General features: G+C 39.4%; 26 protein-coding genes and 1 tRNA gene. 6 read left to right on the forward strand and 21 right to left on the reverse strand.

Annotated elements, in window-relative coordinates:
• Positions 1 to 218: 218 nt before the first annotated feature.
• The 5 genes from gpmI to JOD45_RS05780 all read right to left on the reverse strand — a co-directional run bounded on the left by gpmI (position 219) and on the right by JOD45_RS05780 (position 5,983).
• Positions 219 to 1,760, reverse strand: coding sequence for a 2,3-bisphosphoglycerate-independent phosphoglycerate mutase (gpmI, locus tag JOD45_RS05760; protein WP_205002918.1), 1,542 nt, complete (start codon positions 1,758 to 1,760; stop codon positions 219 to 221).
• Entirely contained in the window at positions 1,753 to 2,514 is a 762-nt protein-coding gene (gene tpiA, locus JOD45_RS05765; RefSeq protein ID WP_205002919.1) for a triose-phosphate isomerase, read from the reverse strand. The genes gpmI and tpiA overlap by 8 nt, the downstream gene beginning before the upstream one ends.
• Positions 2,515 to 2,565: 51 nt before the next feature.
• Positions 2,566 to 3,750, reverse strand: coding sequence for a phosphoglycerate kinase (locus JOD45_RS05770; protein ID WP_205002920.1), 1,185 nt, complete (start codon positions 3,748 to 3,750; stop codon positions 2,566 to 2,568).
• 169 nt (positions 3,751 to 3,919) lie between these two features.
• Positions 3,920 to 4,927: a type I glyceraldehyde-3-phosphate dehydrogenase gene (gene gap / locus JOD45_RS05775; protein ID WP_205002921.1), complete on the reverse strand. Its 1,008-nt coding sequence runs from the start codon at positions 4,925 to 4,927 to the stop codon at positions 3,920 to 3,922.
• A gap of 18 nt (positions 4,928 to 4,945) precedes the next feature.
• A complete protein-coding gene (locus JOD45_RS05780) occupies positions 4,946 to 5,983 on the reverse strand; it encodes a sugar-binding transcriptional regulator (RefSeq protein WP_205002922.1) in 1,038 nt (345 codons plus the stop codon).
• A gap of 279 nt (positions 5,984 to 6,262) precedes the next feature.
• On the opposite strand from JOD45_RS05780, the gene JOD45_RS05785 reads away from it, so the two are divergent.
• Complete coding sequence (locus JOD45_RS05785) at positions 6,263 to 7,000, forward strand: YwaF family protein (RefSeq protein ID WP_205002923.1); 738 nt, start codon at positions 6,263 to 6,265, stop codon at positions 6,998 to 7,000.
• A gap of 19 nt (positions 7,001 to 7,019) precedes the next feature.
• On the opposite strand, the gene JOD45_RS05790 is transcribed toward JOD45_RS05785, so the two are convergent.
• The 4 genes from JOD45_RS05790 to asnB all read right to left on the reverse strand — a co-directional run bounded on the left by JOD45_RS05790 (position 7,020) and on the right by asnB (position 11,869).
• Positions 7,020 to 7,271 carry a glutaredoxin family protein gene (locus JOD45_RS05790; protein WP_205002924.1) on the reverse strand — a complete coding sequence of 84 codons (252 nt, stop codon included), beginning with the start codon at positions 7,269 to 7,271 and terminating at the stop codon, positions 7,020 to 7,022.
• Between the two features lie 3 nt (positions 7,272 to 7,274).
• Positions 7,275 to 8,588, reverse strand: coding sequence for an RNA polymerase factor sigma-54 (rpoN, locus tag JOD45_RS05795; protein ID WP_205002925.1), 1,314 nt, complete (start codon positions 8,586 to 8,588; stop codon positions 7,275 to 7,277).
• 187 nt (positions 8,589 to 8,775) lie between these two features.
• On the reverse strand, positions 8,776 to 9,714 hold the full coding sequence (locus tag JOD45_RS05800) for a magnesium transporter CorA family protein (RefSeq protein ID WP_205002926.1): 939 nt from the start codon (positions 9,712 to 9,714) through the stop codon (positions 8,776 to 8,778).
• A 334-nt stretch (positions 9,715 to 10,048) separates the two neighbouring features.
• The gene (gene asnB, locus JOD45_RS05805; protein ID WP_205002927.1) at positions 10,049 to 11,869 is read right to left on the reverse strand and encodes an asparagine synthase (glutamine-hydrolyzing); all 1,821 of its coding nucleotides are present in this window, start codon (positions 11,867 to 11,869) and stop codon (positions 10,049 to 10,051) included.
• A gap of 382 nt (positions 11,870 to 12,251) precedes the next feature.
• On the opposite strand from asnB, the gene JOD45_RS05810 reads away from it, so the two are divergent.
• Together JOD45_RS05810 and JOD45_RS05815 are read left to right on the forward strand one after the other, a co-directional pair.
• Positions 12,252 to 12,929, forward strand: coding sequence for a polysaccharide deacetylase family protein (locus JOD45_RS05810; protein WP_239549105.1), 678 nt, complete (start codon positions 12,252 to 12,254; stop codon positions 12,927 to 12,929).
• 191 nt (positions 12,930 to 13,120) lie between these two features.
• Positions 13,121 to 13,714, forward strand: a complete 594-nt coding sequence (locus tag JOD45_RS05815) for a YdcF family protein (protein WP_239549106.1) — start codon at positions 13,121 to 13,123, stop codon at positions 13,712 to 13,714.
• Between the two features lie 286 nt (positions 13,715 to 14,000).
• Here JOD45_RS05815 and JOD45_RS05820 read toward each other — a convergent pair.
• Positions 14,001 to 14,077: transfer RNA gene (locus JOD45_RS05820), tRNA-Arg, on the reverse strand.
• Positions 14,078 to 14,193: 116 nt separating this feature from the next.
• Between JOD45_RS05820 and JOD45_RS05825 the strand changes: the two genes are divergently transcribed.
• Both JOD45_RS05825 and clpP read left to right on the forward strand, forming a co-directional pair.
• Entirely contained in the window at positions 14,194 to 14,508 is a 315-nt protein-coding gene (locus JOD45_RS05825; protein WP_205002930.1) for a heavy-metal-associated domain-containing protein, read from the forward strand.
• Positions 14,509 to 14,753: 245 nt separating this feature from the next.
• Positions 14,754 to 15,344 carry an ATP-dependent Clp endopeptidase proteolytic subunit ClpP gene (gene clpP, locus JOD45_RS05830; protein ID WP_205002931.1) on the forward strand — a complete coding sequence of 197 codons (591 nt, stop codon included), beginning with the start codon at positions 14,754 to 14,756 and terminating at the stop codon, positions 15,342 to 15,344.
• A 36-nt stretch (positions 15,345 to 15,380) separates the two neighbouring features.
• Here the strand turns inward: clpP and JOD45_RS05835 are convergent, their stop codons facing one another.
• The 9 genes from JOD45_RS05835 to JOD45_RS05875 form a co-directional block, all read right to left on the reverse strand.
• A complete protein-coding gene (locus tag JOD45_RS05835; RefSeq protein WP_205002932.1) occupies positions 15,381 to 15,641 on the reverse strand; it encodes an HPr family phosphocarrier protein in 261 nt (86 codons plus the stop codon).
• 25 nt (positions 15,642 to 15,666) lie between these two features.
• Positions 15,667 to 16,611 carry a DNA-binding protein WhiA gene (whiA, locus tag JOD45_RS05840; RefSeq protein ID WP_205002933.1) on the reverse strand — a complete coding sequence of 315 codons (945 nt, stop codon included), beginning with the start codon at positions 16,609 to 16,611 and terminating at the stop codon, positions 15,667 to 15,669.
• A gap of 23 nt (positions 16,612 to 16,634) precedes the next feature.
• Positions 16,635 to 17,600 carry a gluconeogenesis factor YvcK family protein gene (locus JOD45_RS05845; RefSeq protein ID WP_205002934.1) on the reverse strand — a complete coding sequence of 322 codons (966 nt, stop codon included), beginning with the start codon at positions 17,598 to 17,600 and terminating at the stop codon, positions 16,635 to 16,637.
• Positions 17,593 to 18,477, reverse strand: coding sequence for an RNase adapter RapZ (gene rapZ, locus JOD45_RS05850; RefSeq protein ID WP_338056027.1), 885 nt, complete (start codon positions 18,475 to 18,477; stop codon positions 17,593 to 17,595). Before rapZ ends, JOD45_RS05845 begins: the two co-directional genes overlap by 8 nt.
• A gap of 121 nt (positions 18,478 to 18,598) precedes the next feature.
• Entirely contained in the window at positions 18,599 to 19,057 is a 459-nt protein-coding gene (locus JOD45_RS05855; RefSeq protein ID WP_205002936.1) for an 8-oxo-dGTP diphosphatase, read from the reverse strand.
• Between the two features lie 516 nt (positions 19,058 to 19,573).
• Positions 19,574 to 20,521: a thioredoxin-disulfide reductase gene (trxB, locus tag JOD45_RS05860; protein WP_205002937.1), complete on the reverse strand. Its 948-nt coding sequence runs from the start codon at positions 20,519 to 20,521 to the stop codon at positions 19,574 to 19,576.
• A 255-nt stretch (positions 20,522 to 20,776) separates the two neighbouring features.
• Positions 20,777 to 22,261, reverse strand: coding sequence for a tetratricopeptide repeat protein (locus JOD45_RS05865; protein WP_239549113.1), 1,485 nt, complete (start codon positions 22,259 to 22,261; stop codon positions 20,777 to 20,779).
• Between the two features lie 373 nt (positions 22,262 to 22,634).
• On the reverse strand, positions 22,635 to 22,835 hold the full coding sequence (locus tag JOD45_RS05870) for a hypothetical protein (protein ID WP_205002939.1): 201 nt from the start codon (positions 22,833 to 22,835) through the stop codon (positions 22,635 to 22,637).
• Between the two features lie 93 nt (positions 22,836 to 22,928).
• Positions 22,929 to 23,546, reverse strand: coding sequence for a LysE/ArgO family amino acid transporter (locus JOD45_RS05875; RefSeq protein ID WP_205002940.1), 618 nt, complete (start codon positions 23,544 to 23,546; stop codon positions 22,929 to 22,931).
• Positions 23,547 to 23,944: 398 nt separating this feature from the next.
• Between JOD45_RS05875 and JOD45_RS05880 the strand changes: the two genes are divergently transcribed.
• Positions 23,945 to 24,211, forward strand: coding sequence for a hypothetical protein (locus tag JOD45_RS05880; RefSeq protein ID WP_205002941.1), 267 nt, complete (start codon positions 23,945 to 23,947; stop codon positions 24,209 to 24,211).
• On the opposite strand, the gene JOD45_RS05885 is transcribed toward JOD45_RS05880, so the two are convergent.
• Together JOD45_RS05885 and JOD45_RS05890 are read right to left on the reverse strand one after the other, a co-directional pair.
• A complete protein-coding gene (locus JOD45_RS05885) occupies positions 24,188 to 24,742 on the reverse strand; it encodes a PH domain-containing protein (RefSeq protein WP_205002942.1) in 555 nt (184 codons plus the stop codon). The two genes, JOD45_RS05880 and JOD45_RS05885, sit on opposite strands and share 24 nt — an antisense overlap.
• Before the next feature lie 100 nt (positions 24,743 to 24,842).
• Positions 24,843 to 25,166, reverse strand: coding sequence for a hypothetical protein (locus JOD45_RS05890; RefSeq protein ID WP_205002943.1), 324 nt, complete (start codon positions 25,164 to 25,166; stop codon positions 24,843 to 24,845).
• Positions 25,167 to 25,263: the final 97 nt, after the last annotated feature.

The raw sequence follows: 25,263 nt of genomic DNA on the forward strand, positions 1-25,263 counted from the left end.
TTTTTATCAATCGGAGTGTTTTAGGTACCCTAACTCCTTTGTCCAAATGCTTCATTCACATCGATGTTTTAGGTTAAATCAAGTGTGCGCTCCTAAACCTTCGGCATCAAAATGAACGATTTTGGCTGTGGTACAAAGACGCCTTCACCGGCTAATTCGAGAAGCTTCGCCTCTTCTCAGCGCCGGTCAAGAAATATTCTCCGATGCTCCTTGCAACCTTACTTTTCGTGTTTGATCAATGTTTTTCCTGTCATTTCTTCAGGCTGCTTAACATTCAACAGATCAAGCAATGTTGGTGAAAGATCGGCCAGAATGCCGTCCTTTCTCAATTCAACGCCTTCTTTTGTAACAATGACAGGGACTGGTCTTGTCGTATGGGTTGTCATTGGTTCGCCTTCTGAAGTAAGCACTTCATCAGCATTGCCATGGTCAGCAGTGATAATAGCTGCTCCTCCTTTGGCAATAATGGCATCAACGACTTTACCTAAACATTCGTCAACTGCCTCAACGGCTTTGGTGGTCGGTTCTAATTTTCCCGAATGGCCGACCATATCAGGATTGGCGAAATTTAGGATAATAGCATCATGCTTGTCTGCCTCAATTTCTTTTAGCAATGCATCCGTTACCTCGTAGGCACTCATTTCCGGCTTCAAGTCATAAGTAGCAACTTTCGGCGACGGAATAAGAATACGTTCTTCTCCAGGGAATTCTTCTTCACGTCCTCCGCTAAAGAAGAAAGTAACGTGAGGATATTTTTCTGTTTCGGCTATGCGCAGCTGCGTTAATCCGTTCTGTGATAACACTTCTCCGCATGTGTTATCCAAATTGATGGTTTTGAACGCAACCGTGCCGTTAACCGTTTCACTGAAATGAGTCAAGCATACAAAGTGGATATCCTTCGGCTGCTTGTCCCCGCGATCAAAGCCGCGGAAGTCCTCGTTCGTAAAGACTTGCGAAATTTGAATCGCACGGTCAGGACGGAAATTAAAGAAAATAATCGCATCTCCATCTTTAACTGTTGCAACAGGTGATCCATCCTCATGCTTAATGACAGACGGAATCACAAACTCGTCGTAGATGCCGTTTTTATAGGAATCTTCAACAGCTTCAAGCGGATCGGTGTAGTCAGGACCTTCCGCATAGACCATCGCCCGGTATGCTTTTTCAATACGTTCCCAGCGATTATCGCGGTCCATGGCATAATAGCGTCCGGATAATGTTGCAATTTCTCCTACACCGTACTCTGCTATTTTTTCCTTAGTTTGTTTAATATATTTTTCTGCCGATTTTTCAGCCACATCACGGCCATCCAAGAAACCATGAATGTAGACATTTTTAAGATCCTGCATTTTTGCCAGCTTCATTAAGGCAAACATATGATCAATATGGCTATGAACACCGCCGTCAGATAAAAGACCAATAATATGGAGGTTGGTTCCTTTTTCTTTAACATAGTTCATAGCATCAAGAAAGGCGTTATTCTCGAAGAATTCACCTTTTTCAATGGATAAGTTTACGCGCGAAAGACTTTGGTAAACAATGCGGCCGGCACCGATATTCATGTGGCCAACCTCAGAGTTCCCCATTTGTCCTTTCGGCAAGCCAACGTGTTCCCCATCAGCTCTTAACGTCGCATGCGGATATTGATTCCAGTAGCGGTCAAAGTTGGGCTTATTTGCTTGCGCCACCGCATTGCCTTGAGTTTCTTCACGAAGCGCAAAGCCGTCAAGAATAATGAGTGCATGGGGTTTTTTAGTCATGATTAACACCTTCTAAAAGCTGCAAGAATGATTCTGGCTTGAGACTTGCGCCGCCGACGAGGGCGCCGTCGATGTCGGACTCTGCCATGAACGTTTTAATATTTTCAGGCTTAACGCTGCCGCCGTATTGAATTCGGACAGCATCTGCCGTTGCCTGGTCATATAGTTCAACAAGTGTTTGGCGGATAAATCGGCAAACCTCATTAGCATCTTCAGAAGACGCTGATTTTCCAGTTCCGATGGCCCAAACAGGTTCATAGGCAATGACAGCCGTTTTTGCAAGTTCCGCACTGATTCCCTCAAATGCCTTAGACACTTGCTCTTTCACAAGCTTTTTCGTTTCTCCATTTTCCCGTTCTTCAAGTGTTTCACCGACGCAAATGATCGGGATTAATTGATGCTTAAATGCCGCATGGACTTTTTTATTGACTGTTTCATCAGTTTCAGCAAACATCGCCCGGCGTTCAGAATGGCCAAGAATAACGTAAGAAACGCCGATATCCTTTAACATGACCGGGCTGATTTCGCCTGTAAAAGCACCGGAATCTTCAAAGTGCATATTTTGCGCACCGATTTTCAATTCTTTTCCTTCAGCATCTTCAATAAGCTTATCGAGAAAAAGGGCAGGTGCACAGATAACAGAATCAACTGCATCTTCCGACGGTATGAGCCCCTTTACTTTAATGACAAAGTCATGTGCTTCAGGTAAAGTCAAATTCATTTTCCAGTTTCCTGCAATAATTGGTTTACGCATCATGACACCTTCTTTCCATTTTCGCTGTCTTTCAAAAAAATTCTTGTATGATTATTTATCGCTTAAAGCAGCCACGCCTGGCAATGTCTTACCTTCCATGAGTTCAAGCGAAGCGCCGCCGCCTGTTGAAATATGATCCATTTGCTCAGCCAAATTGAATTTTTCAACAGCTGCCGCGGAATCACCGCCGCCAATAATTGAATAGACGCCTTCAGCATTTGCCAGAGCCTTTGCAATACCTTTCGTTCCTTTTGCGAAAGCATCTTTTTCAAAGACGCCCATCGGACCGTTCCAAACAACAAGCTTGGATGAACGGATGACATCGGCATATTTTTCAACTGTTTTCGGGCCGATATCAAGTGCTTCCCAATCTGAAGGAATGCTGTCAATTGGAGCAACCTTTATATTCGCGTCTTCTGAGAAGTCATCAGCAATAACGACGTCTGCCGGTGTATAAAATTTAACACCTTTTTGCTCAGCTTTTTCCATGAATGATTTTGCTAAATCAATTTTTTCTTCATCAAGAAGCGATTTGCCTACTTCATAGCCCATTGCTTTAACAAAGGTATAAGCTAGACCGCCGCCGATAATAAGGTTGTCAACTTTGTCCAATAGGTTATCGATAACGCCAATCTTATCCTTTACTTTCGCTCCGCCAATAATGGCAGTGAAAGGACGTTCTGGGTCTTCCATTGCTTTGCCGAGAACTTCAAGTTCCTTTTCTAACAGGAAGCCGGCAACAGCGGGAATATAGTGAGCGACCCCTTCTGTTGAAGCATGTGCTCTGTGAGCAGCTCCAAAAGCATCATTGACATAAATATCAGCAAGATCAGCAAATGCTTTAGCCAATTCAGGGTCATTTTTCTTTTCACCTGGATGGAATCTTACATTTTCAATGAGCATGATGTCACCAGGGTTCAGGCCAGAAGCAGCCTTATGTACTTCATCGCCTATCACTTCATCTGTTTTCACAACTTCAGAATCAAGCAAATCACTTAAACGCTTTGCAACCGGATCGAGCCGAAGCTCTTCTTTTACTTGACCGTTCGGACGTCCAAGGTGCGAAGCCAAAATAACTTTAGCGCCTTGCTCTGACAAATATTGAATGGTAGGCAATGCCGCACGAATTCTTGTATCATCCGTAATTTCACCATTTTCAAGCGGCACATTAAAATCAACGCGGCAAAAAACTGTTTTGCCCTTTAAATCAACATCACGAATCGTTTTTTTGTTCATCAGTTACCCCTCCTTCGGCATAAACATGAAAGGAACATTGAATGCTTCCATTTATTAATCTACTGTAAAGTCGTTCAATAATAAAGAGAAACTTGCAAAGATAAAGTATAAATGTCGTAAAGAGGAGAAAAAATTTCTCCTCTTTATCATTTAAGTGACTATCCGATTATTATAACCCTTTTTTAGCAATATAAGCGGCTAAATCGACAACGCGGTTGGAGTAGCCTGTTTCATTGTCATACCAAGAAACAACTTTAACCATATTGCCTTCGATAACCATTGTAGAAAGGGCATCGATAGTAGAAGAATGTGTATTGCCATTGAAGTCGCTTGATACGAGAGGTTCTTCAGTATAATCAAGAACACCTTTCAATTCGCCGTTAGCGGCTTCTTTAAGTACTTCATTAACTTCTTCAACAGTTACTTCTTGGCCTAATTCGGCAACAAGGTCAACGATTGACACGTTTTGAGTCGGCACGCGCATAGCCATACCATTTAATTTGCCTTTAAGTTCAGGAAGTACAAGCGCAACGGCTTTTGCAGCGCCAGTTGTTGTTGGGATGATATTTTGTGCTGCTGCGCGGGCACGGCGATAATCTTTGTGCGGCAAGTCAAGAATTTGTTGGTCATTTGTATAAGAGTGAACAGTTGTCATCATACCGCTTTTAATGCCAAATTTATCATTTAATACTTTCGCAAACGGCGCTAAGCAGTTTGTTGTACAAGAAGCGTTTGAAATCACGTCATGCTTAGCCGGATCATATTGATCTTCGTTAACGCCCATAACAATAGTGATGTCTTCTTCTTTTGCCGGTGCAGAAATGATAACTTTTTTCGCACCTGCTTCTAAGTGTTTAGCTGCATCATTGCGGTTAGTGAAGCGGCCTGTTGATTCTACAACGATATCGACGCCGAGATCGCCCCAGCCAAGCTGAGCAGGATCGCGTTCAGCCAAAACTTTAATTTCACGGCCATCGACAACAAGGTTATCATTGTTAACAGATACTTCTACAGGCAATTCTCCGTGTACTGTATCATATTTCAAGAGATGTGCAAGCATATTAGCGTCAGTTAAGTCATTCACTGCAACAATCTCTACTTCTGGATGATTTAACGCTGCACGAAAAACATTGCGTCCAATACGGCCAAAACCATTAATACCTACTTTAACTGTCATTATTAACACTCCTTATGTTTAATTGATTAATTTATTGTGATTAAGTATTTCCTCTGCTGCACCTTCATCGGTGACTAAAATAGATTGAGGGCCTTCTTTAAAATAGGCTTCAATCGCTTTCGCCTTTGACCGTCCGCCAGCTACGGCAATGGGCGTTTTGTTGTCATATAAGTTTTCCAAACGTATCCCGATGGTTTTTACTTTATGAACAATTTTCCCATTTTGGTCAAAGTAATACCCAAAGGCTTCTGCGACCGCATTTTCTTCGTCGATTTTTTTCAGAAGTTCTTCACTCGATCTGCGGCGCTTAGCCATGGTTTTGGCATCACCAATGCCATGAATAATTATAGCAGCCGATTGAATGAGCGATAAAACCTCGCGTATGCTTGGCTCCTCAATTAATGACGAATACGATTCCTCACTTAATTGATCAGGGACATGAAGCATACGATAGCTTCCCTCAACTTTTTCTGCCATTTTTGCACAAATGGTATTGGATTGATTTTCAACTTGTTCTCCTAATCCGCCTCTTGCTGAGACAAATAAGAGATTGGCCTGCAAATGTTTCAATGGGTGCATCATTTCTGCAACGGCTGCCACAGTCGTACCGCCGGTTACAGCAATAATGCTGTCATTCTTAATCCTTTCTTCCATTTCGGAAACGCAGGCGCGCCCCATTTCATTTTTGACCCAAGGTTGAACATCGCTGTCTCCAGGGACGATCACAACACGAGAGATGCCTAGAACCTTCTCTAATTGTTTTTCCAAATGATTCAATCCTGATACATCTTTCATGATTTCTTCGAGTGCTTCAAGCAAACGCTCCCCGTTTTCAGTCAGCGACATACCATTTGTTGACATTTTGATTAAGCCCTGGTTGCTAAGAAAGGTCACCTCGCCTCGTAAAACGCGTTCGGTCAGCCCCAAATTACTAGCCAGCGTTCTTCTGCCTATGGGCTGAAGAAAATGAACCGATTGGAGGATGCGATAACGTTCAGACATAACGTCTAAAACATCTGGCACTAATTTTTTTTGCAAATCAAGTAAACGTTTCAAATCGATCCTCCTTTTACAAAGCGTTGGACTCAAAAAGTCCCAGTCAGTCATATTATGTCCCAACCGTTACAAACTTATAATAGCAAAAGTGAACGGCCTTTTTCAAGTCTAACAACTCTCGAAAATAAAATATGGGCTTATTTTAACTTCTTAATAAGAAAAATATAGTTCTTCAGATGCTAAGATCGGGGGATTAATGCTTAAAATGACAAGCATTAATCAAAAAGCAGTTATGGGGGAAACATTTAAATTAAGATGAATTTGCAAGCGAGGTGCACAATGCAAAAATATTTTCAATTTCACTATAAAGGGGCTTCTTTTCATCTCTTTTCTAAAGAACATATTCTGGCTTTAGCTATTATTGGGCTGCTTGGCGTCTGTCTGTTTGTTTTTCGGCGTTTCCTGCAGCAGCCTCATTGGGAAAAGTTCGTCCGCTATTTACTAGCTTTTTTGCTTATTGTTTCGGAGATCAGTCTTCAATCGTGGTACATTTATTTTCATGAGTGGTCGCCCCGCTATTCGCTGCCTTTAGAATTGAGTGATCTTACGGTGCTTTTGTCCATTGTTATGCTGCTGACGAGAAGCGCCGGCCTGTTTAAATATATTTATTTTGCCGGTCTCGGAAGCTCGCTTCAAGCCATATTGACGCCTGATCTCAGCGTCTATTCTTTTCCTCATTTTCGATATATCGAATTCTTTGTATCCCATGGCGGCGTCTTCCTGGCCTGTCTTTTTATGATTGCTGTCGAAAAGTTCAAGCCGACGTTCCGTTCGCTTTGGGAAACTGTATTAGCATTAAATATTTACGGCGCTTGTATTTTTATTGTCAATCGATTAGTTAACGCCAATTACTTATACATTATGAAAAAGCCGAACCTCCCGACCGTTTTAGATGTCCTCGGCCCTTGGCCGTGGTACCTTATACCGATGGAAGCCATTATCATTATTGCTTTCCTTATACTATATGCTCCTTTCTATATTTACGAGAAAATCAGAGAGCGCTCAGCTTTTTCTTGAAAGATAAAAGGACTAAAACTTAATGACAACAAAATGACTGGAAATGCGCCTCAAGTTCGCTAAACATAAATTTTCCCCAGAGCACTGCCCGGCCGTCAATGGAGACGACCGGGATCATCAATTGATACGCCTTTAATAAATTGTCATCTTGATAGATATCTGCCTCTTGATAGCTTTGATGGTATTTTTCGCAAAGGATATGCAGCATCTCTTTGGCTTCTTCGCATAATGGACAATTTTTCTTTGTGTATAAGACAATTTCCCGCTTCATCGCTTAATCCTTCCTTTTCCGTTTGGTTGAAGAAAGAATTCCGCACTCGCTCCGGTATTTTGCCACCGCCCGTCTCGAGATTTGAATGCCTTTTTCTTTGAGACGCATTGTTATTGCTTGATCTGATAATGGCTTAGCTGGATTTTCCGATGCAATTAATCTTTTAATCGTTTCTTTGATGTCATGAGTTGAGATTGAACCTTCTGCGGTCTTAACCCCTCTGACAAACAGTTCTTTATATGGAAAAAGCCCGTGCGGCGTTTGAATATGCTTATTTTTGATCGCCCGGCTGACCGTGGATTCATGAACCCCGAGCTCTTCGGCAACCATCCCTAATGTTAGCGTTTTCAATAACTTTGGACCCTTTTCTAAAAAAGCCCGCTGTCTCTCTATTACAACTTCTGTTACTTCAAGCAGCGTTTGCTTTCTTTTGGAAAGGCACTGCACCAGCCATTGCGCTTCATGGTATTTTTTTTGCAGATAGCGGCGCGTTTCTTTATCGCCGTCTTTTCGCAAAATACGATAATCATCAAAATTAACCGACAACTGAGGCAAAAAGTAATCCTCCATTATACAGCGATAGCCTGATTCATCTTTTTTTATTGTGACATCTGGAATAATGTATTGAACAAGACCTTGTTCAAAATTATCTACAGGATTGGGATGAAGCGACTGAATCATCTCGACAGCTTTTTGAATATCATGGCCGGTGACTCCAAGCTCTTTGCTGAGAGAGGACCAATCCCCTGTAATAAAGACGTCGATAAATTCCGACACGATCTGTTCAGCCAGCGGCGCCTTTTCCGGCAAAGATTTTAGCTGCAGCAATAAACATTCCTGCAAGCTTCTTGCGCCAATACCGGCCGGCTCAAAGCTTTGCAATATGGCTAATGCTTCGTTAAGCAAGGAAATATCAATATTTAAGTCTTCTGCTAATAATTCTAACGATTCCTCAAGATAACCATGATCACTTAAACTATCTATTAAATAAATCAGGGCTTTTTTCAAAGAATGGTCTAAAGACAGTACATTGGCCTGTTGATACAGCGATTCTCTATAATCGCCTTTATCGCTGATGGTTTCCTCAATAATATCTGTTCTCGTTTTATCAGCCGGCTGATTATGCCAGCTGGAGGACAAAGGCTTTGAAGACATGTATGATGAGTCTTCTAAATGAATCAAAGGATTTTCCATAGCCTGTTCTTTGATGAAATCGACAAGTTCCGTATTCGTATATTGAAGCAATGAAATCGCTTGATACAAAGCAGGGGACATCTTCAGATTTAATGTTTGTGTCTGTATCATTTCTAAAGCCATTAAAATCACCTTCTTTCTTTAATTATAAACGCTTACATTTTATTTGGCTATAAATCGCGCCTAAAAATAATATAGAATATTTTGACAATACAAGGGAGCTATCTGTTAATATTACTTTTTTATTCTATCATTCAAGCAAAAATGCCTGTCAACCCATTTAAAAGCTCCGGAAAAATCCGGAGCTTTCTTAAAAGTATTTTTTCTTCCAAAAGATGACCACTATGACAAACGATAAAGTAAACGAAATGAGAAGAGGAAACCAAATAGCATGAGGACTGTTCTGGAATGGAATATGAACGTTCATCCCGTAGAAACTGGCCACCATTGTCGGGATTGTAAGAACAATCGTGATGGCTGTTAAGAATTTCATAACAAAGTTCACGTTATTGTTAATAACCGAAGCATACGTATCCATCATGCCGTTAAGGACTTTGCTGTATACTTCCGTCATTTCTATCGCTTGTTTATTTTCAATAATGACATCTTCCAGCAAGTCTTGATCATCTTCATACATTCTTAGAAAATGCTGTTTTAACATTTTCTCCATGACGATGTTATTTGCTTTTAAGGATGTTGTAAAGTAAACAAGAGTTTTCTGTAAGCTTAATAAATTGAATAATTCTTTATTTTTCATTGCTTGAGAAAGCTCGTATTCAATTTCTGTTGTTTTGCGGTCGATGCGCCGCAAATAATTTAAATAGTAAACAGATATCATATATAAGATCTGTAAAGTGAAACGTGTTTTTTTATAGGTAAAAAAGCCCTTTACTTTGTTTTGCGTAAATCTATTAATAATTGGATTTTCCTGCAAGCATACGGTAACAAAATAAAATGGCGTTACAATAATACCTATTGGAATTGTATCATATAAAGCCGAATCGGTTTCATCATTTACTTTTACTGGAATATCAACAATCGTAAGGACATTTTGATCTTCTTTTTCAATACGTGATCTTTCATCATCATCCAAAGGGTCTCTGATAAAATCCTCTGGAATTTCTGCATGATCGACGACATATTTAATTTCTTCGGCTGTTGGACTTGTTAAATTAATCCAACATCCTTTTGTTAATTCATTGACTTCATTTAACTTTCCATGTTCATCTGTTAAATAAATACTCAGCATGGAGCCACCTCCTCATGTTGTGAGGAAGTTCATCCATTCCCAGCCATTCGCTAGTTGACAACCTAAAGAGCGATCCGGGCAGGCTAGTATGAAGACTTCCTCCGAATGGGTCTCGGGATCAGGATTCGAACTGTCAATACTCATTAAGTTATCAACTCCTCTCTTGCAAATATGCTTGGGCAATCTCTATCATACAGGGATTTTTATAATAAAACAAATATAAATTTTTTATTAAAATTCACACACTTTCAATTTCCATGTTATGCACGAAAATAATCGCCGAATATTGTTTCCTGTAAAAACTCCGGAGTCATCCAGAACTCCGGAGTTAAAATTAAACGATTTTGATTTGATACTTTTTAAGCCATTCATTCACTTGGATTAAATAGTCAAAGAGCCTTGCAGCGTATTGCGAATCCAAATCAGCTTTGCCATCCATAACTGCTGAAATTTTTTGCTTATCAATCAGTTGAAGAACCGGTTCATCTGCTGTATTTAAAATGGTATTCATCCAGCTGGCTACCCCTTTTAAGTATGCTGGATTTTGATTAAACGGGTAGGCGCTTTTCTTTCTTGTCCGAACAGCATCAATCAGAATACCGTCGACGGCGCGGCGAAGAATTCCTTTTTCTCTGCCATCAATCGCCTTAACTTCCCAAGGAACATTCCATAAATATTCAGCGATACGGTAATCACAGAACGGCACCCTGACTTCAAAACCGTGCGCCATACTCATGCGGTCTTTTCGATCCAGCAGGAAAGGCAGAAAACGGGTTAAATTGAGGTATTGCATTTCCCGGCGTCTTGTATCAATTTTGTCTTCCCCTTCGAGCCTAGGCACTTCGGAAATCGCTTCACGATAACGGCGGTTAATATACGCTTCAGGCTGAATATATTCTAATGTCTCTTGATTAAGTACATTATAAGTTCCAACCCCAGTATACCTCCATGGGAATGTATCCGCATTCAAAAATTCTTCCTTATAGAACCAAGGATAACCGCCAAAAACTTCATCTGCTGACTCTCCTGACAAAGAAACAGTCGCATCTTTTGTCATTTCTCCAAATAACAAATATAGCGATGTTTCCATTTCACCCATGCCCGGCAAATCTCTTGCATGCATTTGTTTTAACAAGTGATCAACCAATTCAGGGGTATCCAAGATTTTCTCGTGATGCACCGTTCCTACCGCTTCGGAAACTTTATAAACAAACGGTGTATCACGATTGACATGCATCAGGTCTTGTTCAAAATGCTTGTCACTGTCAACAAAATCAACTGAATAAGTATGGAGGGTTTTCCCTTCTTTCTTAAACATTTCCCCTGCTATCGATACTAAAGCGCTGGAATCAAGTCCCCCGGATAACATAGAAACAAGCGGCATATCTGACTGCAATTGTCTTTTTACAGTATCTATCAAGAGCTCCCGTATTTTTTCAGCACTTGTTTCAGGCGTATCTTCATATGGCTTGCTCTCAAGCTGCCAATAAGGTTTAATGTGCAAGCCTGCTTTATTATAAACCATGAAATGACCGGGACGAAGCTCATGAATATTCCGGAACACCCCGACGCCCGGTGTTCTCATTGGGCCTATGGCGAAGATTTCCGCAAGCCCTTCTTTATCAATTTCAGCATCCACCATCGGATGAGCCAAAATGGCTTTTATTTCCGAACCAAAAATGAAAGATTGTTCTCTTTGAGCATAAAACAAAGGTTTAACACCCAAATGGTCACGAGCCATAAAAAATTGCTGTTTATATTCATCCCAAATACCGAATGCAAAAATACCGTTTAAATACTTAGCGCAATCTTCTTTCCATTCTATGTAGGCATGGAGCAAAACTTCCGTGTCAGAAGTTGTTTGAAATCGATGCCCTTTTTGTTCAAGCACTTGCTTTAATTCTTTGTAATTATATATTTCTCCATTAAATGTGATTGCAAAAAGCTGTTCGCCATCACGATAAATCATCGGCTGGGTCCCGCCGTCGGGATCAATGACGATTAAGCGGCGATGCGCCAATGCAGCATGGTCTGTCATCCAAAAACCTTCCGCATCCGGCCCGCGATGTTCAATCGAGTCAGCCATTTTCTTCAGAGTAGCTTGTTCCCCATTTAATTGACGTGTAAAATCAATCCAACCAGCAATTCCACACATGATTCCGCATCTCCTTCTATCTGTTATATATAAGTGCGGCCGCAATAATAATTGTGAACCTATTTTTTTACAAATACAATTAAGAAGATTCGATATAGAAGAAATTAATCCATTATTCCCATATTAATAGTCAATTTTTCCCATTCTGTTTATGTCTGCCATAGGTCATTCGAATGGCATTTTTTATAAATTTTCGAGGTTATTCCCGCATGATTGAATCAGTGTTGAAAAATACTAAACATTAGGTTGCCAGGACATTGTTAGGGGGTTAAATATGGGGTTCAACCAACATCATATGTTATGTTTTTTATTCACATTTTTATTATTATGTTATTGTCCTAATCATGCTTATTGCTTTACAATAAATCGTAGTTACTATGAATTGAAAGGCGATATTGTTTGGGAAGTGCCGACAAATGAAAAAGTCGCTGCAATTACGTTTGACGACGGTCCACATCCGATATATACTCCCGAAATATTAGATATACTGAAAAAATACCATGCCAAGGCAACGTTCTTTCTCATAGGCAACAGAATCGAACAATATCCTTACCTTGTCCAACGAGAGGTGAACGAAGGCCACGAATTAGGCAATCATACATACTCTCATATATACCTTAATCAAATGCCCTATTTTAAATTTTTGGAGGAAGCGAACCGGACAGAAAACCTTATCAAATTATACCAACATCCCCAAATAAAATTATTCCGTCCTCCCGGAGGCGCATTAAACACCGATATTATTGACACAGCATGGATTGAAAACTTTGAGATTATTTTATGGTCTTGGGACCAAGACCCCAAAGATTGGGCATCCCCAGGAACTGACCGTATCGTCAGCCATATTCTTAATCACATTCACAATGGAAGCATTATCTTATTACACGATTCAGGAGGCGATCGATCACAAACCGTTCATGCATTAAATAAAGTTATACCGAAACTTCAAGAGAAAGGATATCGGCTTGTTACCGTTTCACAGTTATTGAAAATGAACCCAAGATATGCATCGTTATTTAATTTTGGAATAAAAAATATCATGCCTTCAATGAAAGAATAAATCAGGTGAAGAGAGACTCTTCACCTGATTAGTTGCTTTAACGGGGTGCTAGGATAAATCCCCCAAATAATGAAGGAAATCCCTTAACCATTTCTAACGAATAAGTTTAAAATTGGAAAACAATATCTATGAAAATCTGTTTCTCAATGATTATTCATGATATAGAAAGATAGTTTAGGATGAGGAGAACCATGTCGAAAAAGAAAATATTTATTATCATTTTGGTCGCTTTGCTATGCTTAGTTGTTATATTTTTGAGATACGCCGGGTCTCTTCTTGTCATCAATCAAAAACCGGTAAAATCTGATGTGATTATCGTATTAAGCGGGGATCAAGGACGTTTGCAGAAAGCCATTGAATTATATAACGAAGGTTATGCGCCTTACCTCATGTTTTCCAATGGACAAGAAAATTACTTCTATAACGGTGCCTTAGAACAAGGTGTGCCCAAGGATAAAATTATATTAGAAAATAAAGCAAAGAGCACAACCGAGAATGCTTTATTTACTGAAAAATTAATGAAAAAGTTTGGATTCCATTCTGCCATCGTCGTTTCGTCGAATTATCATATGAGAAGAGTTAAAGCAAATTTCGATGATGTCTATAAACAAACGGGAATCAGACTTACTTATTGCGCCAGTGATTACAACAACTATAATCCAAATAGATGGTGGGCAACTTCTGTTAATCGGACAATCACCTTTACAGAATATGTAAAAATGCTCGGCAACTTTTTCGGATATAACGGCGAAGCCTCAAAAGAAACATTAAGGAGATTTATTTAATGATTTTAAAAAAAGGGGGATTATCGCTTGGATAACCCCCTCTTGAAGAAGAAAAGTTTTTTTAGGTCATACGGTTATTTATCTTTCGGAGACACCCTCTTTCAAAGGTTTTGTTCATTGTTAAAGTTACTCTTTTCCAATGGAACCATCTCCTTAAAAGATCCGTTTACTAAAAGCACTTTTTTCTTCTTCAATCATTATCATCCCCGTCTTCAATAAAAATATACCTTTTTTTTAAAAAACCCCGCTTTAAAAATAAAGCGGGGTTTAATATCTCATATATGTATGGCGCGCTCGGCAGGATTCGAACCCGCGACACATGGTACCGGAAACCATTGCTCTATCCAACTGAGCTACGAGCGCATAATCACAATATAAAAGTGACACAAAAATATTATATAAAACTTTCGCCAATCAATCAACCCCCTGAATAATTAAATTTTTAATCACACAATATAAAAGAAAATGGAGGGATTGATATGCTAAAAAAAAGTCTTATTATCAGCGCCTTATGTATCGCACTTGTTGCCGCAGGCCTTTTCTTTGAACGGGATAAATTAAATACCCATGCAAACAGCAACAAAGCTGTCTTTACAGGGGTAAATTTATCATGCAATCAATGCGAGAACCGCATGGATCAGGCACTAAGCAAAATTATCGGCATCAAAGAATATAAGATGAATCCGGCAGAAAAAACAGTAACCGTCACATTTGATCATAATGTCATGAAAGCGGAATGGATTGAAAATTCTCTGAAATCGGCAGGTTTTAACCCCAAAGGCATTGAATATTAACTAAGGCGAATCATCTCGCCTTAGTTTTCTTTTTTTCAGACATTCTCCAGGTTTAAAATACGCCCGCAGCGGGAAAAATGGGTTGTATGCCAGGTCTGATAAACGCTTACATACATAGATTAACATACGATTTCATGCCGGGACATTTTCTCAGTTAATTTTCGGTTTAAAATTTGACCTATCTTGACCATTAGGTTATGATGAAATCAAGAAGAGAATTTGGATATTGAAAAGGAGGATGTTGAATGACTTTAATACCTACTGTCATTGAACAAACAAACCGCGGAGAACGTGCTTATGATATTTATTCCCGACTGCTTAAAGACAGAATTATTATTCTGGGAAGCCAGATTGATGATCAAGTAGCCAACACGATTGTCGCGCAATTGCTTTTCCTGGAAGCTGAAGACCCAGATAAAGATATTTCTCTTTATATCAACAGCCCTGGCGGTTCAATCACAGCCGGAATGGCTATTTACGATACAATGCAGCACACTAAAGCAAAAATTTCAACAATTTGCATGGGAATGGCTGCTTCAATGGGTGCCTTCCTGCTTGCTGCCGGTGAGCCCGGAAAGCGTTTCGCTTTGCCAAACAGTGAAATTATGATTCACCAACCTCTTGGCGGCGCTCAAGGACAAGCGTCAGATATCGAGATTCACGCTCGCCATATTATTAAAATTCGTGAAAAAATGAATAGAATTCTTTCTGAAAGAACCGGTCAGCCTATTGAAGTCATTGAACGCGATACAGACCGCGACAACTTCCTAACAGCTGAGGAAGCCAAAGATTACGGTCTCGTTGACCAAATTTTAACACCAAAAAACGCTAAATAATTGGATATAAAATATAAGCCTCCCTGAGTGAGAGGCTTATATTTTTTCATTTTCTACAAAACTTTGCAATGCTGAAACGGCTTCATTTTCATCTTGGCCTTCAGCCGCTAAGGTTACATTAGAGCCGGCGTTTATTGCCAAACTCATAATTCCCATAATACTTTTGGCGTTGACTTTCTTATCATCCTTGATGAGATAAATAACTGATTTGAACCTGTTCGCTTCCTGAACAAAAAGGGCAGCCGGTCTTGCTTGCAGCCCGCTTTTTAATTTAACTTTTACCTCTTTTTCTACCACGAAGCCTACCTCCTTTTATTAATATTCAGCTTGGATTCGAAAGCCCGTTTCTAATTTTATCTGCAATCGCTTCAATTTTTCTAAAGCGGTGATTAATCCCTGATTTGCTGATTTTTTCGCCTTGAATCAATTCCCCCAGCTCTTTTAGCGTGACATCCGGGTGTTTAATCCTAAGCTCGGCGATTTCTCTTAATTTGTCGGGCAGCTGATCGAGGCCCATTTCGCTTTCAATCAATCTTATATTTTCAATCTGTTTCATTGCTGCACTGACGGTTTTGTTAAGATTGGCCGTTTCGCAATTAACAAGGCGGTTTACAGAATTTCTCATATCCTTCACAATGCGAATATCCTCGAAATAAAGCAAGGCTTTGTGCGCGCCGATGATATTAAGAAATTCTGTAATTTTTTCGCCTTCTTTCATGTATAAAATATAGCCGTTTTTTCTTTGCAGCATTTTTGCATTCAAATCAAAACTATTCATTAATTTTTCCAGTGATTTTGTATGATCTTCATAAATAGAGAAAATCTCCAAATGATAGGAAGATTCGGGATGGTTAAGGGAGCCTCCTGCCAAAAACGCTCCGCGCAAATAGGAGCGTCTGCAGCAAGGCTTCTTAACGAGCAAAGGATCAATATCCCTCGTAAACATCAAATGATCATCGACTATTTTCAAGTCTTGAAGGATGCTTCTGGCATGTTCCTTTACCCTAACGATATAAACATTATTTTTCTTTAATCTCATCTTGCGCCGTACAAGCAAATCAATTGGAAAATCGTAGCTTTCTTTAATTAATTTATAAATACGCCGGGCAATGGCGGCATTTTCCGTCGTGATATCCAACCCTAATTGCTTATTAACGATAGATATCGAACCGTTCATGCGTATAAGGGCTGCAAGTTCAGACTTATTGCAGCACCCTTTGACATTAAGCTGGGTGAGTTCCTTTTTCGTTTCAGCAGCAAATGACACGGGTATTAACCTCCAATCAGACCTTATTCTGTGCCGTCGCTTTGGAGCAGGGACATTAACCACTTAGTCAAGACTTTTTCGTTATGCCTGATCACAGAACGGTCGTATTTTATAATCCGGTCGCTGATTATTTTGAACCCCAACGATTCCAGCTCTTTCTGATCATAAATGACCGGTGCAGCCCCTTCAGTCGCATAGCGCTCCAAAATACGGGTCGGAATGGTTTTGTTATTAACAAGTACATAGTCCAGAAAATCTTCGGACACATGGTTTAATAAAACTTTAACATGATCAGAGGCCGTAAATTGGTCTGTCTCACCCTTTTGAGTCATGACATTGCAAATATATACTTTCTTCGCCTTTGCTTTTTGGATTTCCTCGCTGATTCTTGGCACGAGCAAGTTCGGCAGGACACTCGTATATAAACTTCCCGGCCCCAGGACGATTAAATCGGCTTCTTGTATGGCTTCTATGGTTTCAGGTAATGGCTGAATATCATTAGGCTCCAAGAAAACCCGTTTAATTTTCTTGTTGGCTTTAGGAATAAATGATTCCCCTTCAACAAGGGTACCGTCAGCCATAACAGCCTTTAGTATAATGCTTTGATTGGCGGCAGGCAAAACTTGGCCTTTTACATTTAAGACCCGGCTGATTTCACTGATGCCCTTTGCGAAATCACCGGTAATGGATGTCATTGCTGCGAGCAATAAATTACCAACGGAATGCCCTGTCAAACCATTGCCATTTTCAAAACGGTGTTGCAGTAATTTCTCAAATAATGGTTCAGTTTCAGATAGCGCGATAAGCACATTACGGATATCACCGGGCGGCGGGATTTGCAGTTCATTTCTTAAAATGCCCGAACTCCCGCCGTCATCTGCCACTGTTACAATTGCAGTAATATCCATCTCTTCTTTTTTTAACCCTCTAAGCAGAACCGAAAGACCGGTTCCTCCCCCGATAGCGACAACTTTTGGCCGTTTATTCATCTACACGCGCTCTTCCTTTATGGATATCACGATGTGAAACATGTGTGGCATATTCATCTGAAACTTGTTTGGCGACAGCTTCCGCAAGAGCAACTGAACGATGTTTGCCGCCGGTACAGCCAATCGCAATCACTAACTGTCTTTTTCCTTCACGTTTATATTGCGGAAGCATAAATTTTAGCAGATCCATTAATTTTTGAAGAAACTGTTTTGTTTCCGTCCATTTAAATACATAATCGGACACATCAGCTTCCAGTCCGGTTTGTTCCCTCATGTGTTCGACATAGTGCGGATTTGGCAAAAAGCGAACATCAAAAACAAGATCGGCATCGATAGGCAAACCGTATTTAAATCCAAAAGAAAGGACATTTACGCAAAAAGTTGGTTCGTTTCTGCCTGAAAATTGTTCCGTAATTTTCTCGCGAAGTTCAATAGGCTTTAAATCAGTTGTATCAATATAATACTGGGCAATTCCTTTAATTTCATCAACCATTTTTCGCTCGGCTTTGATCCCCTCTAGAGGCAGCCCAGTTTGCGCTAACGGATGTGAACGGCGCGTTTCTTTATATCTGCGCACTAACACATCATCGCTTGCATCCAGAAAAAGAATTTTCGGTTTAATGTTTTCGTTTTTGCTTAAAGCGTCAATCGATTCAAACAAAGAATCGTAAAACTCTCTGCCCCGCAGATCCATGACTAGCGCCAGCTTATTCAGTTTATCTCCTGACTCCTCAATGAGGTCGATAAACTTCGGAAGCAGCGTCGGCGGCAAATTATCTATACAGAAAAACCCGAGGTCTTCAAAACTTTGTGTGGCAACTGTTTTCCCCGCGCCGGACATGCCTGTGATGATAACGACTTGAATATCTTTATTCATTATCTCCATCCCCAATATTTTTTAGAAAAACTTGGCTCCTCACCAAGTTTTAATAGCAAAAGCCTAAGTTTTTCTTTATTATTTCATCAGATTAAAGCAGTTAAATGTTCTTAAAGTGACATTAACTCGGATCAAGCCTGTAGCTTAATAATTTAAAATCGGGCGAGTAATGGAAGGTGCCGAAGATCATGCCGTGGCCGCGAAGCACATAATCCAAGAGGTGCCGGTCTCCTTCAGCCATCGGCAGTTTTTGAAAGTGATCAATGGACTGCCATTCCAATTCGCCTTCCTCGCTTGTCTCTAATAATTGCCCTTCAAATTGATCAGCATAAAAGGTAAACATCATCCATTCTGACTCAATGTGTTCACCATTTTTTATAACAAAAGTAAAAACGCCTTTTAACACAGGGTTCTGCAAGTATAAGCCTGTTTCTTCACGAAACTCCCGAATCACGGTATCTTTGACCGATTCACCGCTCTCCATCTTTCCTCCAGGAGCGACCCACCAACCCCGTCTAGGCTTTTTCAGCATTAATACTTGATCGCCTTTACGCAATAGACAATTTGTTACTCTTTGCATGATTACACCTCGATTCTTAGTATACTACGAATTAGTGTTTGTCTAAAGTATCTGCTAGTGAAAAAGGGGATTGCTGCGAATTTGATATACCGTCTATTCTTAATGAAAGCCTTTTCATTTGTTTTTGCCATCTAAAGTTATGCCTTCAGCTAAGGTAAAATCCCGGCCTAGCAGCCGAGATAGAGTAGATAGTATAAGTGCAGCAAGAGCACTTCTGCCCGACGCTGATTAGTGAAGCTTCTCTCCGACCTCTCGCCCCAAGTCGAATTGAGGCTTATTCAAGATGCCTTCTTTGCTTTCGTCCAGCGGCTTGCCAGTCGACAAGTTTTCTTGAAAACGAAATATATTTCTGTAACATCATTGACAAAAAAATAAAAAAAGAGACATGGACTTTTGCCCATGCCGTCAAAGAACTTTATTAAAAAGGGGGTCAATTTATTCTTTTATAATACCCCAATTTTATTTCACCACTGTTACAAACGGTTTAAGAGCAAATAACTTTATTTAGTCACTAAGTTATGAGACTTTAGATTTTTCTTTTATGGCTTCTACATAGGCCTGAGCCGACTGTGCCGCAATGCTTCCGTCGCCGGTTGCTGTAACAATTTGACGAAGTTCTTTTTCGCGAATGTCGCCGGCCGCAAAAATACCCGGGATTTTTGTCTCCATTTTTTCATTTGTGACAACATATCCTTCTTCGTTTGTAATGCCCAGGTTTTTAAATGGCTGATTAAGCGGCAGCATGCCAATGTAAATGAAAACGCCGTCCATATCCATTTCTTTTTCAGAACCATCTTGGGTATTAACAAGTGTGACTTTGCCGACCTTGCCGTCCACTTCATGAATTTCTTTAACGGTATGATTCCAAATAAAGTCCACTTTTTCATTATCAAATGCTCGCTGCTGCAAGATTTTTTGCGCACGAAGCTCATCGCGGCGGTGAACAATCGTTACTTTAGAAGCAAAACGCGTTAAGTAAACACCCTCTTCTACAGCAGAGTCGCCGCCCCCAACAACGATTAATTCTTTATTCTTGAAAAAGGCGCCGTCACAAACAGCACAATATGAAACGCCTCGTCCGCCAAGTTCTTCTTCACCGGGCACGCCTAATTTTTTATATTCAGCACCTGTTGCAATAATAACTGACAACGCTTTGTATTCTTTGCCGCCTGCGATAACAGTCTTATAATTTTCGCCTTCGCGGATTTCTTTGATATCGCCGTAAGCATATTCCGCACCAAATTTTTTGGCATGTTCAAACATTTTATTTGACAGATCAGGACCCAGAATGCTTTCAAAGCCTGGATAATTTTCAACGTCCTCAGTATTAGCCATTTGCCCGCCTGGAATGCCGCGTTCAATCATAAGTGTATCCATATCGGCACGAGAAGCGTAGACAGCTGCCGTCATCCCGGCAGGACCGGCTCCTACAATGATCACATCATAAATTTTTTCAGTGGTCATTTAGATCATTCCTTTTCTGAAATATAAAATACGAGTTCAAAAAGGCGGAATAAATATTACAAACTCGAAGCGATGCGGTGAGAAGCGGCAATCGCTTCTCTGCACCCGTTCCCGGCCTTTTTGAACATCCTCTAAATTCAGCTTCATTTAGTTTCTGTTTTCTATTCTAATTCTATGCTATATAAGACCCCTATTTAAGTCTATCAATATGCTCATGACGGTAATATTGTGACTTTTACTGACTTTTTTGAGCGATCAAAGGTTGTAATCGTTTAATATCCTGCCAAGTTTGTCAATATGCTTTTTTAGCCGGTAAACAGTCGTCCCAAACATTTCGGCGACTGTTTTTTGTGTTTCTTTTTGCCCGGTTTCTTTAAACCACAAATAGGCAAGGCCTGCTGCCCAGCCCGATACATCCAAGTTTTTCTCATCCCTTGTGATGTCAAAAACAATGGTCCACCAGCCGTATAGATCATAGTGATTAATGATCGGCGCACCATTACTGAATTGTTTTTCTAATGCGCGCATAATTTCAAGACGCTGATCTTCGCATTCGTTATCTGACAATAGACAGGCAATATCGCTGAGCGGCTGCTCCCCATTTAAGTTCCGGCGGAATTGTTCGATTTTCTGGCTGGCGTCCTCATTGTCCAAGTACTTTAAATAAAAAAGAGAGAAAACCTTTGATGCTGTTTCTCCTTCACGAAGCTGCTGATCAACAAGGGAGAAAACCATTGGATTATTGACCGCATCATCGGCAAAAAGCATTTCTTGGATTTTCCCATGTTCGTATGGATGAAAAGGCCGCCCTTTAAAAAAGTCAACCTTTTTCCATGCGCGCATGGCTTGATCCATTCGGCCGGTTCGATAGCTTGAAAGCGCCAGCCAGTAATAGAAGGACTGGTCGCCGTACACTCCTGCCTTTTCTGCGGATAATAGCCAATGATAAGCTTTTTCATAATCCTCTAAGAAAAAGTACGTCGAACCAAGCTTGCTGCGATGTTCCGGATAAAATGGGTGAAGCTTATCCAAAACAGCTGTCAATTGATTGAGCTTCTTTGCATCATTCAGTTGGTAACTGAAAGTGGCCAAATTGCATAATGCGTGGACATTCCCTATGTCCTGCCTAAGCACTTGATAAAGCGTCTCATAAGCTTCCTCAACGCGTCCTTGAGAAAAATAAGCAATAGCAAGGTTATTATACGCTGCCCAAAATAAAGGCTGATCTTCTATCACCTTTTTAAAACACCGGACAGCCTTGTCAAATTGTCCGTGCTCCAGCGCTTGCCTGCCTTTCTCATGGTCAGCAATATAATTTTCTTCTTCTTCGATAAAATGACCCGATTCAACCGTCAAAAGCTTATAAAGCTCCCTTGCTTCCTGAATAAATGTGCCTTTAGGATCTAGGGACATATAAGTCCTTACTTCTTTTAAAGCCTCATCAAAACGGCCAAGATAAGCATAGTTATTTGCCATAAAAAAGTAACATTCAGTTAATTGTTCATCCAATTCATGGACGACTTTATTCAATATGTCAATGGATGCCTCGTATTCTTCTAATTCCGCTAAAATCGCAGCTTGTTGACACAAATATTCCGTCTCGTTAGGTTCAAACGCAATGGCTCTCCCTATATATTTATGAGCACGGTATAAATCACCTTTTTGATAGGCATTTATCCCTTTTTGAAAATAATATTCCCCGTCTGGACGAAAGAAAATGATATGTGCTTTCTTAGACATTCGTTCCAAAATGGTCGTCCCCCGTGTTTACTTTTTATCCCTTCAAAAAGTATAACATACATCAAGCTTGAGAAAGGACGAAACTGTTAATTTTATAGACATTAAATTTTTAGAAAAAGTGGATTTTTGGACAAGGGCAAAAAAGCATGTATCGTTATAACATGTTAAACTGGTTAAAATCAAATCCATACTCATTAGAAAAAGGAGAAAACGAAATGAGTGGTAATGAGTTAGAATTATCGCTTAATAAAAACAAAGAAATCATTATTAAAAGATAAATAGGTTTCAAACCAATTGTATCCCTTATAAATAAACAATAAACTGGGGACTATCTCTTCAACCTGGAAAAATGATCATACCGATATTATTTATGCTAATCTTTATTTTTTTCTATAAGATAAACCCAATAACATAATAAAAAAGCACCTATAAACCAAGGCAAGTCAAGTAGAAAATCAGCCCATATTGGGAACTGATCCTTCCCAGCCAAATTACGTACAACGATTCTTAAAATAGTAGCAAAAAGAGTAAAAAGAAGTGAAATCCCCACCATTTTTTTAAAATTCATATTCATTATAGGTTCACCTCAAATGGTTTCCATTTCTCCAACACCTCTTCCGGTGATTCGGAAGCGGAAACAATCGCAACGTACATAAATGGCCCCTTTTTAAAACAGACTGTACAATTGCTTAGCAATATATAGAGCTACACCCCATATAATGATGGCTGAAACTTTGTTTATCAGTTTCAAAAAAGTACCGTTTGGATCAAGCTTGCCGATTACCTTTCCTGTTATTGCGAGACTCAAAAACCAAATCCACGAGACTGCAATACAAGCAATAGTAAATGCTACCTTTGCTGAACCTGTGTAGCTAAGAGAATTAGTCCCAATTACACCAATCGTATCAAGGATGGCATGAGGATTAAGGAGAGACACTGACAAAGCAAACATAATCTGTTTCTTAGGTGACATGGCTGTTTCTTTTTGATTTAAGGCTGCGGGATCACTTTTCCAAATAGACCACCCCATATAAAGAAGAAATAATAGTCCAATTGAAAAGATGACTGTTTGTAGAACAGGGGCAGATAATACTACAACGGAAACCCCTAGGATTGCTAATAATATGAGTAAAGTATCACAAAGTGAAGCTGTAATGACAACTGGAATTGCTCCTCTTAACTTCGGTTGACAAGCCCCCTGATTAAATACAAATACATTTTGAGCACCTAGGGGAATAATTAGACCTAAGGCTAATAAGAATCCGTGAAGCAGTGCTACTAACATAATGTTCTCCCCCTTTTCTAAAAATTAGCTAATTTTCTTTTATGTATATCAACGGCCGAATGCTCTGCCATTTCTGCCCAATATCGTAAAATTTAAAATGTGATAAGAAGAGGCACAAACCAGAACAGAATTAATTCCTGTCAGAAGTTAAAGGCAACACTCGCTATAATAATAGACATCTAAAATAAAACTTTAGCTATCCTTTCTGAAAATATATTTTGGAACGTGTGTTAGTATAAGAGGCTTACTATATGCTACATTATTTTGCGGTTTGTCCAATCCGATTAGAGCATATCTTTTTGTATTGGGCAGCTACGGGTCTTGCTAAAACATTAATGATGACTCTCCCTATTTAATGATATTATGAATCTATGCGTTTCATAGGGAAGGATGATATTGTGGGTAAAAAACAGCCATGGTACTTAAAAACAGGCTTTTTATATTTCTTTTGCTTTGTAACTCCTCCAATTGGATATATAATAGTTGTTACTAACTTAAGGAAATTTAAATACGATGATAAAATAAACTATCTTACTATCACAACACTCATGATGGCTGTATGGGTTTTGAAATTTTTGCCTGATGGTTTAAATTTGTATGTATGGTGTTTTATACTGGCAGTGTTAATAGGGAATGCTATTTTAAAGTTTTTTAAAAAAAAGTAAAAACGAATAGAGAAATACATAAAAAAAGGTTGCGAGGATTTTCACGACTACCTGACATACCAAGAATGGTGTGTCCTCATATAAAACATCAAAATATGCTTTCGGACATTTATTTTTTAATTGCTGAATAAATTTAGATTGATCATCAGGAGAAATCACTGTAAGATTACCTCCTTTTTCGGTAATTGTTAATCGATCAGAAGAAAGTGCCGGTCCGGCTAAAGCTGTAAATCCTTTTACAACCGATTCAACTTGTTTAAATTGAATATATTTTTTCCTAAAAGGTATGAACGAAATAACGAGACAATCGTCTTGTATAATATAATATGTATTAAACCAAACTGATATCATTAAAATGCCAGAAATCATTAAGACTAAGGATAAAATCAATAAGATAAAATGTTCCCACACAAAATGGAAGGAAGTATTAACATTTTCTTTAATAGCAATAAAAGAAAATAAAAGCAAGATAATAGCAATAGACCAAATTATAATAAAATTAACTGCCGACTTCTTTGACTTAAATTTCAATTGCTGCCCCCTTTGTTTTTGCCCTTCTTCTCAAAAAGTTGGAGCTTTCGATAAATAAATCTATCATATAAAGAGGCGCCCGTTTTTTTTCTTGGACTTTTCATAAAGTTACTATTCTCCCTATCCAAACAACAAGCACTATTATGACTAAAACAATAATTATATAAATGGCTGTGTTTTTGTAAACAGTTTTTTGGTCAGCTTGATCATGATCATTTACTTGTTTGCCATGATTGCGGATTACACTTACTATGTAGAAAATACCAGGAATAATTGCAAAAAACAGATCTCTCGGCTGAAAAGGTTTTTCTTTAAGGATTACTCCGTTATAAAACATGATGAATAACTCCGCGCAGCCAAACCCAATAACTCCATATATCAGTGGATTTATTATTTTCAAAAACGCCTTTTTTGGAAATTTCAAGTTGTCCCGCCTTCCTAAATGGACAGTTAGAATTCTTACCATCATTATAAATGTAAATAGATCGAAAAAAAAGATTATTGCAAAATACATTCCGGTT

The sequence above is a fragment of the Scopulibacillus daqui genome (assembly GCF_016908855.1).
In the GTDB taxonomy this organism is placed as follows: Bacteria; Bacillota; Bacilli; order Bacillales; family Sporolactobacillaceae; genus Scopulibacillus_A; species Scopulibacillus_A daqui.